The sequence below is a fragment of the Calothrix sp. 336/3 genome, assembly GCF_000734895.2.
In the GTDB taxonomy this organism is placed as follows: domain Bacteria; phylum Cyanobacteriota; class Cyanobacteriia; order Cyanobacteriales; family Nostocaceae; genus 336-3.
In genome coordinates, this window is record NZ_CP011382.1 from 1,746,287 (window position 1) to 1,759,325 (window position 13,039).

Genomic DNA, 13,039 nt, shown 5'->3' on the forward strand with positions numbered 1-13,039 from the left:
AATTTTACCCTTGTGCAGGCATTTCTGCCTGTGCAGAGCTACAAGTGATTATCAAAACCAGCAATCCCCAAACCCTTGAAAACTGACAGCATCTTTTACAGCATCTTCCAGAGCTTCCCCAATACCTTCTTTGAACTCATTAACCAACCACCATCCCTAGCCCAGGTTTACCAATTTTCCTCAGTGGAAGTCAAGCAGCTAGCATTTAGAATTGATGGTGTGTTTCTTCCTAATACCCTAGAATTACCCATTTACTTTGCTGAGGTGCAATTCCAACCTGATAAAAAGTTTTACTCTCGCTTCTTCACCGAAATCTTTAACTATCTTGATAAGTAGATCGGTGTGAAAATTTCAATGTATGTCATTGCGAATGAAACGAAGTGAAATGAAGCAATCCCAAGGGTTATGCCGATTTTACATTCTGTTACATAGTTAGGTTTATTCTCACCGACTTACTTAAAACTGAATTAACTAACAACTGGTGCGGTGTTATCATCTTTCCCAACCGCAGCATCAATACAGGAATCACCGAAAGATATACAGAATTACTCAACTCACCACGAGTCACAGTTGTTTATCTTGACGAATTAGCCACAACCGAGACATCATCAATCGGGATTGAGACAGTCAAACTAATTATCGAACCCGAAACAACTGCCACAACCAAAGCTCTAGAGCTAGTAAATACTACCCGTCAAGAAATTGCCGATGTCACCCAACAGCGAGAAATTATAGAATTAATAGAGAAGATACTCATTTACAAACTGCCGCGTTTAAGTCGGGAGGAGATAGGAAAAATGTTTGGACTTCGTGAATTAAAGGAAACAAGATTTTATCAAGAGGTGTTTGCTGAGGGAAAAGATGAAGGTAAACTCGAAGGCAAACTCGAAGGTAAATTGGAAACTATCCCCCAGTTAATTGCCCTAGGATTAACTATTGAACAGATAGCCCAAGCATTAGATTTAGATGAACAAATTGTCAGACAAGCTGCACAAAATCAGTCATCTAGTAGTTAATTGTTATCGAAGTGAAAAGAAATCTGCGAGCAACGATTAGATACTTTTCCTGCTAATCTACCTACACAAATATCGAAATTCTCAACAAGGATTTCTTCCCATAAATCATATTTATACTCCCAGAATGAATCTAATTACAATTATTGGTTTGTTAGCAGGAACTTTCACAACCATGGCATTTATCCCGCAAATGGTGAAAACATGGAAAACGAAATCAGCCAAAGATTTATCCTTAATCATGTTAATTACCTTAAATGTGGGGACTTTATTATGGCTAATCTACGGCATTGCCATTAATTCCTTACCAGTGATTCTTGCCAATGGATTTACATTAATTTTCCATATTATTAACCTATCCCTTAAAATTAAATATGGTAAGAACTTCTCCAAAAAACACCTGTGACATCATCTGTATTTGCTGCGGAACGAATTTTATTTACCCCAACAACTCCTGAACCTGACGCAATTCCCCTAATTTTTGCCTTCCCGAATGAATATAGTGTGGGGATTACCAGTTTAGGCTATCAGATTGTTTGGGCAACTTTCGCACTTCGGGATGATGTGCAAGTCAGTCGGTTATTTACGGATATTCATGAACAATTACCCCGACACCCTGAAATTGTTGGTTTTTCTGTGTCTTGGGAATTAGATTATGTGAATATTCTCAATTTGCTGGAGTTCTTAAATATTCCTTTGAGAAGTCAGGAACGTAGTCAACACCATCCCATTATATTTGGTGGTGGTCCTGTTCTCACAGCTAATCCTGAACCCTTTGCAGATTTTTTTGATGTTATCTTATTAGGAGATGGAGAAAATTTACTCAGTGAATTTATCACCAGATTCCAAGAAGTTAGAGGAGCAGAAAGACAGACAAAATTACAAGCTTTAGCTCAGGTTCCAGGTATTTATATTCCCAGTTTGTACGCAGTGGAATATCATGGTACAGATGGAGCAATTAAATCGATAGAACCGATTGCTAGTCAAATTCCCCCAGTGATTCAAAAGCAAACCTATCGGGGAAATGTCCTCTCTGCTTCCACTGTGGTGACAGAAAATGCAGCTTGGGAAAATATTTTCATGGTGGAAGTGGTACGTAGCTGCCCAGAAATGTGTCGCTTTTGTTTAGCTAGCTACTTAACTTTACCCTTCCGCACAGCAAGTATTTCAGATTCCTTAATTCCTGCTATTGAGCAAGGTTTACAAGTTACAAATAGATTGGGTTTATTGGGTGCTTCGGTGACTCAACATCCGGAATTTTCAGATTTATTAGATTATATTAATCAGCCAAAATATGATGATGTCCGTTTAAGTATTGCTTCGGTGAGAACGAATACTGTCACGGAGAAATTAGCGTCTACCTTAGCTCAAAGAGATACCAAATCTTTAACGATCGCCGTCGAAAGCGGTTCGGAGAAAATTAGAAAAATTATTAATAAAAAGCTAGACACCCAGGAGATTATCCAAGCAGGAATTAATGCTAAATCTGGTGGTTTGTCAGGGTTAAAACTCTATGGGATGGTGGGGATTCCAGGGGAAGAAATGGAAGATTTAGAAGCGACGGTGGCAATGTTACGCAACATGAAAAAAGCTGCTCCCGGATTACGCTTAACCTTTGGTTGTAGTACTTTTGTCCCCAAGTCTCATACCCCATTTCAGTGGTTGGGGGTGAATAAACAGGCAGAAAAACGTTTACAATTTCTCCAGAAGCAACTTAAACCCCAAGGTATAGATTATCGTCCAGAAAGTTATAATTGGTCAATTATTCAAGCTTTAATATCTAGGGGCGATCGCCGTCTTTCCCAACTCCTAGAAATTACCCGTAACTATGGCGATTCCCTTGGTAGCTACAAACGCGCGTTTAAGGAATTAAAAGGCAAAATTCCCGACTTAGATTTCTATGTTTTTAGCAACTGGTCAACGGAACAAATATTACCTTGGCATCATTTGCATGGACCCCTACCCCAGTCTACACTACTAAAGCACCTAGCTGAAGCACAAAGTCATGGAGATTTGGGATTTTAGATAGGAGAATTTAACTAGCAAAAAGATTCAGGAGAAAATTTTTCATGCAAACGACAGCAGAATTTTACTGTGCTTACTGTGGAGAAACAAATTTAACTTTTATTGATATCACTGGTGGATACCAGCAATCCTATGTAGAAGACTGTCAAGTTTGTTGTCGTCCGAATATTCTCTACATCCGTATTGATGAGGACACACTAGACGTAGAAATTGACACCGAGTACGAAGGTTGAATTTAGAGGTTTTTCTTTCCATGCTGCACTTCAAATACTCCTCTGTAATTAATGCACCAGTAGAGGTAGTTTGGAAATTTCACGAAAGAATGGACGTTCTCCAACTACTTACCCCTCCTTGGCAACCTGTACAAGTTCTCCGTCGAGAAGGGGGACTACATATCGGTGCAATTACGGAATTTCGTTTATTCTTAGGACCTCTTCCTTTACGCTGGTTAGCTCGTCACACGGAATACGAAGAGTATAAATTGTTCACAGATGAGCAAATATCAGGACCCTTTGATTCTTGGGTACATCATCATATATTTACTCCGGAAAATGGCAAAACTCGTTTAACTGATGACATTTCCCTGGGGATTCCTGGGGGAGAAACCAGTGAATTTATCGGTGGATGGTTAGTGCAACTTCAACTTGAAGCAATGTTTCGTTATCGTCATCAAGTGACGCAACGGGAGTGTGAAAAGTTAGCTATTCGGTGATGGAAGGGGAAGGAAAGGATATTTTCTCTCATCTATCTTTAAGAGGGACAATTCCCTTCATCAGAAACTTATCAATCAAATTCTTTATTTAAAGAAAATATGAAAGTTCAGGTTCAGTAGTTGTCCTGAGCTTTTTTTTTGCTCATACTAATTAAATATTTTCTTACGTTAAAATACTGATTTTCAAATTTTACCGTTGGCAGGTTGGTAATTGTCAACGATATTTTCATGCAGAAATATCAAATTTTTATAAAAAAATCATGTTCAAACAGAATATCAAGTTTTTATTTCAGAGTCATCTAATTTTAACAACTATACTACTGACTCTATTTCCTTTGGTGACAAGAGCTTGGGGACAACAGACAACTAATTCACCCGCATCTGTTTGTCCCACAGAAAATTTATTACCTAAACGTCGTTATGAAACAGAGAAATATCATATATATATATGTCGAGGAGATAGGATAAACACCCTCGGTTATTTTGTGAGAATAGCCAAAACAGATGGTCATAAAATTACCTTACCAGTTACAGGGAATAGTGGGGAAATTTATCGAGCAGAAAAAGCAGAAATTACCCATATTATTAACCCCTACGAAGTAACAGTAAATAAGCGGGGAAGAACAATTTTTCGAGAACGGGTAGAGAGGGCGATCGCCGGAGATGGAAATCCTCTAGCTACAGGATGTCCCCAGGGTAGTAAAACCTTTATCGAAGCAGAAACTAATGATTTTTTCCTCTATATTTGTGGTGATAGTTCCCCTAACAGCTATGTAGCAGTGACTCGTAACGATAATGAAAAAGTTACTGCTTGGTTACAAAATCATGGAAATCAACAACCAAATCAATATGTTGCAGTTAAGGGAGATTTGCGTTATGTCCTCAATTCGGAAGTTTTAACCATTTCTTCCAATGGAGAAGTTATTTATAAAGAGAGACTCTTAAGAGTTATAGCAGTTGCTAAATAGGTGAGTAATGAGTAATGAATAATGAGTAATGAATTAACTCTTGAAACCCTTAATATTTCGTAGGTAGTTCCGAAATAATAATTGTGAATCTATCTTAAAACCATTATGGGATAAGAAGTGTTTCTAATTCACATCAGGTGTAACTATTGAGTTAATACAAAGGGTTTTCAGACTTTCCCCTAGGATAACCCTCACCCCATCCCCTGGAAATATCACCCTCAAGGGTACTCAAAACCATCCGTAAATCTCAGGAAATTATCTGAAGTCTCTTTTGTAAGTTAAAAACAAAAGGAAAATTTCAGCTATGACTACAACTATTAAATGTCCCATCACCAAGCCAGTTTTACAAGTTGGTTCTAAAGGTCAAAGTGTTAGAGAAATGCAACAAATTCTCAATCAAAGACTCGCAGAATTTGATGTGATTGCCCTATCTCCTTTACAAATTAAAGTAGATGGTGACTTTGGTATTCTCACCCAAAATGCTGTTAAATATTTGCAATGTCTTGCTTACTTAACAGTTGATGGTGTGGTGGGAGTGAAAACTTGGACATTCCTGTGTGATGGTACTAGTAGCTTACCTGTTTTACGTGTGAAAAGTACCGGAAATATTGTCAAATTAGTACAGCAAGCTTTAAAAGAAGGTGCATACTATACAGGTACTGTTGATGGTGTATTTGGTGCTATCACCGAGAAAGCTGTGAAAGAATTTCAAGTCAACCGCTCTTTAGTTGCTGATGGTATCATTGGACGGAAAACTTGGGATGCATTAATTAAATTAGATGTGCATTCTTTCAGTTGCCACACAAGCATTTATCCTGGTTGTTAATTGCATAATTAAATCTACACAACAATACCCCCTGCTAATAATTTAGTGGGGGCAATTTTGATGACTTTTAACCTTGACTCTATAATTTTTGTTCCTGAAGAAAAGTATCTACTTCTGTAGCAGTGGGTTGAGCAGCGATCGCCCCTGCTTTCATTGTTGTTAATGCTCCTACAGCACTAGCATAGGTGACAATACTTTTGACTTTTTCCCCATCAGTCAAACTGGGAATTCCATGGGTGAGCAATTGGTGAATTAAACCTGCAACAAAACTATCTCCTGCACCCGTCGTATCGACTACGGGAACATTAAAAGCAGGAATTTTTCCCTCATTTTCCCCCAAACAATAGGTACAACCATTTTCCCCATCTGTAACTACTACCCCCTCCACCGTATCCAGACGATAAGTAATTGCTCCAGGGTCGGAAGTATCAAATAACCATTCTGCTTCTTCCTTCGCCAATTTAATAAAATCAACGTACTGGAATAATTTACGAATAGTTGCTGGAGCAATCTCTGGATTCTTCCAAAATACTGAACGCCAATTCACATCAAGCAATACTTTCAAATCAAAATGTTCGGCAAAGTCTAAAGCATGGTGAATAGCAGCCGCACTATCAGCATAGGCTAATTCCAGAGTTCCCAAAACTAAAAAATCAGCCTCTTGAAATAATTTTTGTGGTAATAACTTAGCTTGCAGATGGGTATCAGCAAACTCAGCTGTGTCATGGCTCCCAAAACCAGCAAAGGTGCGATCGCCATCCAAGGAACGTACCACATAAACTTGTCGTGTCGGTGCAGTGGGATGACGTTGGATACCAGTTGTATCTACACCCACCTCTTGCAACACCTGCACCAGTTCCTTTCCCGCTCCATCCACACCCACAGCACCCACAAAACCCGCAGGTGTACCCAACTTGACTAAAGCACAGGCAACGTTAGCTGGCGCTCCCCCTGGGTAGGGAGTCCACGACTCAACATCCGCAAGACTGCGCCCTAATTGATCAGCCAAACAATCAAAGAGAATTTCACCCAGGCACAAAACACGGGGATTAATCATTTCATTTTTATTTCAATTTGGGCAGAGAATTTTCTAGTATAAAATCTACAATATTTGGGCACAATTGTCGGCATTCGTTCATACAATTAAACAGCATTTTTTGTTACTTAAAATCACTCAAACTGTTCATACATATAGCTTTGAGCACCGTATTTTTTTTGATAACCATCGCAACAAAATGTTATTTGAAATACAAATATTACTAGTATAAAAGTTATGATAAACTTGCCACCAAAATAAAAAAAAGCGATATAGTATTACTGCTAACACTTGAAAAGCCTACCAGCTATAGAATCTTCTAGAATGAAAAAGAGCAACTGAGTACATATACCATAGGGAGGAGAACATAAAGTATGGCTGGTGGCGAGTCACAGACCCCCGTTAGTCTGTCCGACAGAGAGCTGCAAATTATTGACTTAGTGGCTGCTGGCTTAACTAACCAAGAGATTGCAGGGAAACTGGAAATTAGCAAGCGCACAGTTGATAACCATATCAGCAACATTCTCACCAAAACAGGTACAGATAACCGTGTGGCGCTTGTTCGTTGGGCTTTGCAATGGGGCAAAGTCTGCTTAAATGATGTTAACTGCTGTTCTCTACCCAATCCTAACGAGTCCAGCATCAGCTAAAAGTTGGAGAATCAGAAGTCTATGGATACAGGGCGGTTGCTGTAAAGTTGTATGACAAGCCGATACCCTGAAATACCAGATACTTCCGCCTTCACTACGTTTAATTTTCTGGCATGATACCCCTAGGTGTCTTCTGGAAACTTCAACTCTCTGGTTGGGAATGGAAGGTTTATTTTGTCTACTCCTCACGCCTAATTAACTGGGTAAACCTTTCACAATCCATTACAGAGCATCAAACATCCGTTTTGGGTAGAGACGGTCTTTTCTTGATTTGTGGCGTGTTTATGGCACTGTAAGATGACAGAAAACACGCCTCAAATAAATTTTGAACTTTGACAGAATCATCGCCCGAAGGAAACCTGAAAGACGCAGCGACTTTGCCCAGGGTATGAATGAGGGAGGGAAAATCTGTTAACTGAGAACTATCCCATCACCAATTACCTCAATTCAATCCACAAAAATTATCAACAAATTCTCAGTACAAGCGCTACATTTGTAAGAAATCTAGATTGCTCCCTTAATCCAAGGAGCAGTGTTGCTATGTATACTTCTGCTGCTAATCCTAACAGCGATCGCCCTAATTTATTTAACTTTGATTTCCCAGCACCTCAACCTACCCTAGATGCTGACATCCTTAAACAACTGCCATTTATTCCCGGATTAAAAGAAATCTTAATGTTGCGCCAGGTTCACGCCCTGGAGCATGGCACAGTGTGGGTTCTGAGCCAGGGACAAACACCTCAACATTTTCCTAATACTCCTCACCAGAGAAGCTTTCAAGTCGATAATGAACAACTTGGAGGTTTATCCACAGATGAAGGATTCTTTCTCTACGGAGATGTGAATACTACTATCCTCCGTCGCGCTGTGACTGTTGCCCTACATCGTTTAACCAGTGGTGAATGGGATTTAGCCGTACACCCCCGATGTGGCACAAATCTTTCCGTGACTATGTTCCTGACTGCCAGTTTTGCCGTGGGTATGCATCTATTGTTACCACGAGGTCCCATAGAACAATTAATCGGTTTAGGAGTAGCAGCCACAACTGCGGCAGAAATTGCCCCGACTGTGGGAACATTGGCTCAACGTTATTTAACCACTGCCATCCCCTTCAACTTGCAAATAGAAAATATTGCCCCAGCTAAAGATATGTGGGGTAAGGAAGCACATTTTGTCAAGGTAGGTTGGCGACAAGAGTGAATAATCAATTATTTTCAATCAACCAAACCCCTGCTCTCTCAAAATTACAAAGTGTAATGGCTAGTATTCCGCCATATTAATTTTGATGAGTAGCGGGTGAGAGCATCATCAGTGTGAGAGCGATCGCCATCAATCCCCCTTGAGATAATTTATAGTCTTCCAACCAGCCATCTTTACGCCATTGTAACTGTTCGCTGGCTTTTCCCTGTTTAAAGTAGCATTCGGTTGGCGTTTTTCGTCACGTTGCCGGAGATATCATAACGTTCGTGGTCAGGGGCTGCCAAAAACCTTTGCTACACCACCAGCGACTTGCAACAGTCCGCTGCATTTGAATTGTTAGCCAGCGCAAATTTTTTCTCGACGAGAGAGATTGGCTCTTCCAAGCACTGCTATCAGGATGATCGCCACAACGCAATTCACGAGAGCGTAAGCGATAGGAGACACGCCAGTTATAAATGCTACAACTATGTTCCCTGAACCATGCAAAAGCGCCACTGGCAAAATACTGCCTTTCGTACTGTTATAGATCCAGGTGTAGATAAAAGCATCTGCTGCGATGCTAATGAACCAGAGGAAAGGGTATTCAGACATCGGTCCCGCCAAAAAGATAAGCGGCAAATGCCATAAACTCCACAACATCCCCACAATTAACGTGGCATACAAAGCATTATGCCGTTTCTGCAAGTGTGGTAATGCAAAGCCTCGCCACCCAATTTCTTCGCACGTATTGGCAAGGAAATTTACTGCACCAGCGAAAATAACATAGGGAGATAGTTCGACTGGTGGCAGTGCGATAGTGACGGACAAGCCCAGTAATTTCGTGATGAGTTGCGCCGCCAGGATGGGAACCACAGACCCTAGTATCGCTATAATGTACCAGATTGCTCCAACTCGCCATCGGATCAGTCCCTTGAGCAAATCCCAAACTCCTGTCTTGCCATACGCTATCTGTGACACAATCACAGCCGCAAGTGCTGGACCAATGGCATAAAAGATAGAAAGAACTAGGAAGTAAGGACGGTAAACCGGGGCAATGCCTCGCGAAACTAAGACGACTGATATCATGCCAAGCCATGAAATACCAAAGGCTAAGATATAGAACCAAGCAATGGGATATTTTCTCATTCTTCACCCTTTCCTGTGACGTATATTCGGTTTATCGATAGATTGCATTATCAATCGTGCAGTGAAAGGATTCTCCTTCTGACTCAAATCGTTCACTACCGAAGAACCAGCCAATGCGAAGACGAGTCGGGATCGTGTAGCCGTCGAAGGTGCCACTATCCTCGACTATGCCACCAAAATCGGAATAGTGAAACGCTTCACCTTCTAGGCTGCCCCAGCGATCGACTTTGATCTGCTCCAGGACTCCCTGACTAGAAACCGTCAGGGTAATCTTGGCCGGTTCTCCGAGTGCTGTGAAGGTTGCCTGAACTTGGGAAGCGCCTAACTCCGTCCAGATGATGTCAGGGTTACAAAGAACAGATGGTAGCCAGACCGACTCGGCCTGAACTCGTCCCACACATGATCGAGTGATATCCTCTCCGCCTCTCTGTATGGTATTCCACGAAGCATTTCCAACGCCATCCACGATGCGATCCTCTCCCAAAATCGGTAAGCCATTCATCTCAGTCGTCGCCTGCCAAATCATGCCTCGATCCCTGAAAATCACTTCTTCTGCTTTAAATGAATGCCAATGTTTTCCGAGTTTCATTTCTCCATGCATCCACAGTCGAACCGCAGAGGCGAGTTGTGTTCCAGGCGCGATCGCGTGTTCAAGATATCGTCTGGCGGCTTCTGGCAGGTGAGTGAAGTTATCTAAATGGAATATACGATCCTGAGATGTGGCTGAATCCCATAGCGCATCAAGAGAAATTTGTTTGGTCATCATTGCTTCCAGTGTTTTAGTGTTTTTTAATTCAACATTTGATAGAGGGTGATGATCGTAACGATCGCAAAAATAGTGGTGTAAATTAACTTCGTGTACTTGGCTAACCAAGCTGGCAAGTAAATATCAAAATTGTCCTTGGTAGAATTTGTGTAGTGTCGAGCCAGCAGATTTAAGGGGCAGTGGGATTTGAACATGAGGAGGATCAGCCCTTCTAGGAAGACAAATCCATACCCGATCCAGAGCCAGCGATCGAGTTTATTGGCGATTGCGGCATACAGCATATAGAAAATCACAACATTGAAGAATATCCAGATCGCAGTATGAATGATTTTAATCAGTGTTAATTTGGTTTTACTTTCCATATAATTTCTCGGTTGTCGGCACTAAATCGAACCAGCCGCGCAGCCCGTTCTGTCCACAGACTTGCCTCACAACCGCGATCTCTACGATGCTAAGACCAAGCCAACTGCTAGAAAAAGTACCCCAGCTAAAGAGGGTAATTGAGGTGTGATGACCGAAGACAGCAGCCAGCAGACCCACGACCAGCCAAACGCCAAAGCGAAGGATACCAACAGGCACGTGTGAAGGTCGGAGCTACTTCGGTTTTCCATAGGTAAATTCTACCTGGATATATTTTTTACAACCTCACCCCATTAATAGATCTTCCGAGCGTGTTCTAACCCAAGACTCCTGAATCACTTACTTCGCAAACCTACAGATAACTTTCCAGCTACGCCCCCACAAATAACTCAGAAGGCTAACGACCCCAGTCACCCGTCGCAGGTAACCCCGAACTCCAACCGATAACTTCTGTACGGTCGGTGTGCATTAGGCTTGTTAGACTGCGGGAACTTTATACATTCTATTCACCTAATCGAGAAGACTGATCGAGAAGAAACTCACGAATGGCAAGACCTTCAGTTAAGCCGATCGCCCGTGAGTAAGCTTGCTGAGCTTCAGATTTGTACCCTAGTTGCTTCAATAAATCAGCCTTCAGTGCCCAATAGGGTTGGTAGTTCTTTACAGTTTCGGTCGGCAATGCATCGAGCCGCGCTAAACCCTGGTTTAATCCTTTAGCTTGAGCGATCGCCGCAGCATGACTCACGAATGCACCGAGCGTAGGTGAAAGCTGAATCAATCCTTCGTATAACAATGCCAGTGTTTCCCAATTAACCTGTTGGGTGACGGCGCGTTGGGCATGGAGCGATTGAATCGCAGCTTCAAGCTGAAATCGTCCCAGTTGGTTACAAGTAGCCGCCTGAGCGAGTTCGCGTTCTGCTTCATTGATCATTGGCTGTGACCAAAGCTGCGTATCTTGCTGCAATAGGGGGATGTAAGCACCGTGGACGCGACGAGCATCGCGTCGGGCTTCGCAATACAGCATGAGGGCAAGCAATCCCCGTGCTTCCGGCTCTTGAGGCATTAACTGAATACACAAACGAACTAACCAAATCGCTTCTTCCGCTAATCCTTGATGCCGAGGATCGCCGCCATCTATCATTTCCCAAGCATTGGTATAGGCGGCGTAAATCGCTTCTAACACAGCCGCCAATCGGGTCGGCAATTCTTCCGCTTCTGGCACTGCAAAAGCGATCCCGGCATCCCGAATCTTTGCCTTTGCCCTGACTAGGCGTTGGCTCATAGTGGCAGGTGCAACCAAAAACGCAGAAGCAATTTGTGCCGCATTCAGACCCAGCACCGTTTGCAACATCAATGGGGTGTGAATGGTGGGATCAATGGCTGGGTGAGCACAAATGAAAAGTAATTTCAGGCGATCATCGGGAATGTTCGTCTCATCAAAAGAGAATTCAGGTTGCGATTCCAGTTCGTTTAGTTTGAAGGTGTTGAGGATTTTATCTCGAACTTGCGATCGCCTTGCGATGTCAATCAATCGGTGTCTCGCCGTGACCAGCAGCCATGCTTCAGGATTTTTGGGAACTCCGGTCTCCGTCCAAGTTTTTAAGGCCGTCACGAAAGCATCGCCGAGGGCATCTTCGGCAGCCGCCACATCTCTTGTTTGGGCTGCTAGATACGCCACCAATCTGCCATAGGAATTGCGGGCAGCCAATTCTGCCGCTCGACGTGCATCCATCTGTGTTTAACCTCTCGGTGCTGTTTGTTGCCAAGCGGGTAATTGCTCAATCCGACTATACCAAGTGCGAATATGAGGATAGTCTTCCAGGGGGAATCGCCCAGGCACCGCATAGGTTAAGTCACTGGCAACGGAGAAGTCAGCCAATGTCAAGGTGTCATTGACTAAGAATTTACGCTCTGCTAGGTGCTGATTCAGGGCGATCGCTTCTGCATGAAAGCGTTCAGTTGCCGATTGCACGACTTGCAGATCAGGCTCTCCCAATTGCAAAAGAGGCTTGACGAAGTTCTCGTATTGCAACGGCTGACAGACTTGATGCCAGTGGGCAAGCTGCCAACTTTGCCAGCGCATAATGTCTGCTCGAATCTGTGGAGCTTCTGGCCAGAGAGTATTGGCAACCTGACTTGCCAAATATTGCATAATCGCAGTTGACTCCCACAAAACAAACTCGCCATCTCGTAAAACTGGCGTGCGTCCTGTTGGATTTAGCTGGATAAACTCTGGTGTGCGTTGTTCCCCTTGCTGCAAATCCACTAATCGCAGTTCAAGGGGTAGTCCCAGATGAATCGCCACAGCGTGAACTTTGCGAGTATTAGGAGAGGGGGGAAAGTAGTAAAATTTCATCA

At 42.6% G+C, this 13,039-nt stretch carries 14 protein-coding genes and 2 pseudogenes; 9 read left to right on the forward strand and 7 right to left on the reverse strand.

The genetic code is table 11. The annotated features are described in order from the left end of the window. Positions 1 to 75: 75 nt before the first annotated feature. The 7 genes and pseudogenes from IJ00_RS30115 (at position 76) to IJ00_RS06995 (ending at position 5,544) form a co-directional block, all read left to right on the forward strand. Positions 76 to 1,016 (forward strand): annotated as a pseudogene (locus IJ00_RS30115) (Rpn family recombination-promoting nuclease/putative transposase). 124 nt (positions 1,017 to 1,140) lie between these two features. Continuing rightward, positions 1,141 to 1,419, forward strand: a complete 279-nt coding sequence (locus IJ00_RS06970) for a SemiSWEET family sugar transporter (RefSeq protein ID WP_035151357.1) — start codon at positions 1,141 to 1,143, stop codon at positions 1,417 to 1,419. Continuing rightward, positions 1,416 to 3,038, forward strand: coding sequence for a radical SAM protein (locus IJ00_RS06975; protein ID WP_035151361.1), 1,623 nt, complete (start codon positions 1,416 to 1,418; stop codon positions 3,036 to 3,038). Before IJ00_RS06970 ends, IJ00_RS06975 begins: the two co-directional genes overlap by 4 nt. 44 nt (positions 3,039 to 3,082) lie before the next feature. Beyond that, positions 3,083 to 3,271 carry a CPXCG motif-containing cysteine-rich protein gene (locus IJ00_RS06980; protein WP_035151363.1) on the forward strand — a complete coding sequence of 63 codons (189 nt, stop codon included), beginning with the start codon at positions 3,083 to 3,085 and terminating at the stop codon, positions 3,269 to 3,271. A 20-nt stretch (positions 3,272 to 3,291) separates the two neighbouring features. After that, positions 3,292 to 3,750 carry an SRPBCC family protein gene (locus IJ00_RS06985; protein ID WP_035151366.1) on the forward strand — a complete coding sequence of 153 codons (459 nt, stop codon included), beginning with the start codon at positions 3,292 to 3,294 and terminating at the stop codon, positions 3,748 to 3,750. A 260-nt stretch (positions 3,751 to 4,010) separates the two neighbouring features. Further along, entirely contained in the window at positions 4,011 to 4,718 is a 708-nt protein-coding gene (locus IJ00_RS06990; RefSeq protein ID WP_052754411.1) for a hypothetical protein, read from the forward strand. Positions 4,719 to 5,022: 304 nt separating this feature from the next. Next, positions 5,023 to 5,544, forward strand: coding sequence for a peptidoglycan-binding protein (locus tag IJ00_RS06995; protein ID WP_035151367.1), 522 nt, complete (start codon positions 5,023 to 5,025; stop codon positions 5,542 to 5,544). A gap of 79 nt (positions 5,545 to 5,623) precedes the next feature. On the opposite strand, the gene IJ00_RS07000 is transcribed toward IJ00_RS06995, so the two are convergent. Further along, positions 5,624 to 6,601: a carbohydrate kinase gene (locus IJ00_RS07000; protein ID WP_035151369.1), complete on the reverse strand. Its 978-nt coding sequence runs from the start codon at positions 6,599 to 6,601 to the stop codon at positions 5,624 to 5,626. A 353-nt stretch (positions 6,602 to 6,954) separates the two neighbouring features. Here IJ00_RS07000 and IJ00_RS07005 point away from each other — a divergent pair, with 353 nt between their 5' ends. Next, complete coding sequence (locus tag IJ00_RS07005) at positions 6,955 to 7,230, forward strand: helix-turn-helix transcriptional regulator (protein WP_035151371.1); 276 nt, start codon at positions 6,955 to 6,957, stop codon at positions 7,228 to 7,230. Between the two features lie 540 nt (positions 7,231 to 7,770). Continuing rightward, positions 7,771 to 8,430, forward strand: coding sequence for a DUF6391 domain-containing protein (locus IJ00_RS07010; RefSeq protein WP_035151373.1), 660 nt, complete (start codon positions 7,771 to 7,773; stop codon positions 8,428 to 8,430). Positions 8,431 to 8,766: 336 nt separating this feature from the next. Here IJ00_RS07010 and IJ00_RS07015 read toward each other — a convergent pair whose 3' ends face one another. The 6 genes and pseudogenes from IJ00_RS07015 to IJ00_RS07040 all read right to left on the reverse strand — a co-directional run bounded on the left by IJ00_RS07015 (position 8,767) and on the right by IJ00_RS07040 (position 13,037). Continuing rightward, complete coding sequence (locus IJ00_RS07015; protein ID WP_035151376.1) at positions 8,767 to 9,555, reverse strand: type II CAAX endopeptidase family protein; 789 nt, start codon at positions 9,553 to 9,555, stop codon at positions 8,767 to 8,769. 31 nt (positions 9,556 to 9,586) lie between these two features. Beyond that, the gene (locus tag IJ00_RS07020) at positions 9,587 to 10,321 is read right to left on the reverse strand and encodes a DUF6544 family protein (RefSeq protein WP_238178448.1); all 735 of its coding nucleotides are present in this window, start codon (positions 10,319 to 10,321) and stop codon (positions 9,587 to 9,589) included. Positions 10,322 to 10,344: 23 nt separating this feature from the next. Then, on the reverse strand, positions 10,345 to 10,683 hold the full coding sequence (locus IJ00_RS07025; protein ID WP_035151378.1) for a hypothetical protein: 339 nt from the start codon (positions 10,681 to 10,683) through the stop codon (positions 10,345 to 10,347). A 500-nt stretch (positions 10,684 to 11,183) separates the two neighbouring features. Continuing rightward, positions 11,184 to 12,032, reverse strand: coding sequence for an RNA polymerase sigma factor (locus IJ00_RS07035; RefSeq protein WP_238178449.1), 849 nt, complete (start codon positions 12,030 to 12,032; stop codon positions 11,184 to 11,186). 165 nt (positions 12,033 to 12,197) lie between these two features. Further along, positions 12,198 to 12,413, reverse strand: a pseudogene (locus IJ00_RS30120) (sigma factor); the annotation flags it as partial. A 6-nt stretch (positions 12,414 to 12,419) separates the two neighbouring features. After that, entirely contained in the window at positions 12,420 to 13,037 is a 618-nt protein-coding gene (locus IJ00_RS07040; protein ID WP_035151384.1) for a glutathione S-transferase family protein, read from the reverse strand. Between the last annotated feature and the right edge of the window lie 2 nt (positions 13,038 to 13,039).

Bases quoted from the DNA above. Each gene is read 5' to 3' on its own strand.
- IJ00_RS06970 (WP_035151357.1), top strand. From the start codon at position 1,141: ATGAATCTAATTACAATTATTGGTTTGTTAGCAGGAACTTTCACAACC.
- IJ00_RS06980 (WP_035151363.1), top strand. From the start codon at position 3,083: ATGCAAACGACAGCAGAATTTTACTGTGCTTACTGTGGAGAAACAAAT.
- IJ00_RS06985 (WP_035151366.1), top strand. From the start codon at position 3,292: ATGCTGCACTTCAAATACTCCTCTGTAATTAATGCACCAGTAGAGGTA.
- IJ00_RS06990 (WP_052754411.1), top strand. From the start codon at position 4,011: ATGTTCAAACAGAATATCAAGTTTTTATTTCAGAGTCATCTAATTTTA.
- IJ00_RS06995 (WP_035151367.1), top strand. From the start codon at position 5,023: ATGACTACAACTATTAAATGTCCCATCACCAAGCCAGTTTTACAAGTT.
- IJ00_RS07000 (WP_035151369.1), bottom strand. From the start codon at position 6,601: ATGATTAATCCCCGTGTTTTGTGCCTGGGTGAAATTCTCTTTGATTGT.
- IJ00_RS07005 (WP_035151371.1), top strand. From the start codon at position 6,955: ATGGCTGGTGGCGAGTCACAGACCCCCGTTAGTCTGTCCGACAGAGAG.
- IJ00_RS07010 (WP_035151373.1), top strand. From the start codon at position 7,771: ATGTATACTTCTGCTGCTAATCCTAACAGCGATCGCCCTAATTTATTT.
- IJ00_RS07015 (WP_035151376.1), bottom strand. From the start codon at position 9,555: ATGAGAAAATATCCCATTGCTTGGTTCTATATCTTAGCCTTTGGTATT.
- IJ00_RS07020 (WP_238178448.1), bottom strand. From the start codon at position 10,321: ATGATGACCAAACAAATTTCTCTTGATGCGCTATGGGATTCAGCCACA.
- IJ00_RS07025 (WP_035151378.1), bottom strand. From the start codon at position 10,683: ATGGAAAGTAAAACCAAATTAACACTGATTAAAATCATTCATACTGCG.
- IJ00_RS07035 (WP_238178449.1), bottom strand. From the start codon at position 12,032: ATGTTGCAAACGGTGCTGGGTCTGAATGCGGCACAAATTGCTTCTGCG.
- IJ00_RS07040 (WP_035151384.1), bottom strand. From the start codon at position 13,037: ATGAAATTTTACTACTTTCCCCCCTCTCCTAATACTCGCAAAGTTCAC.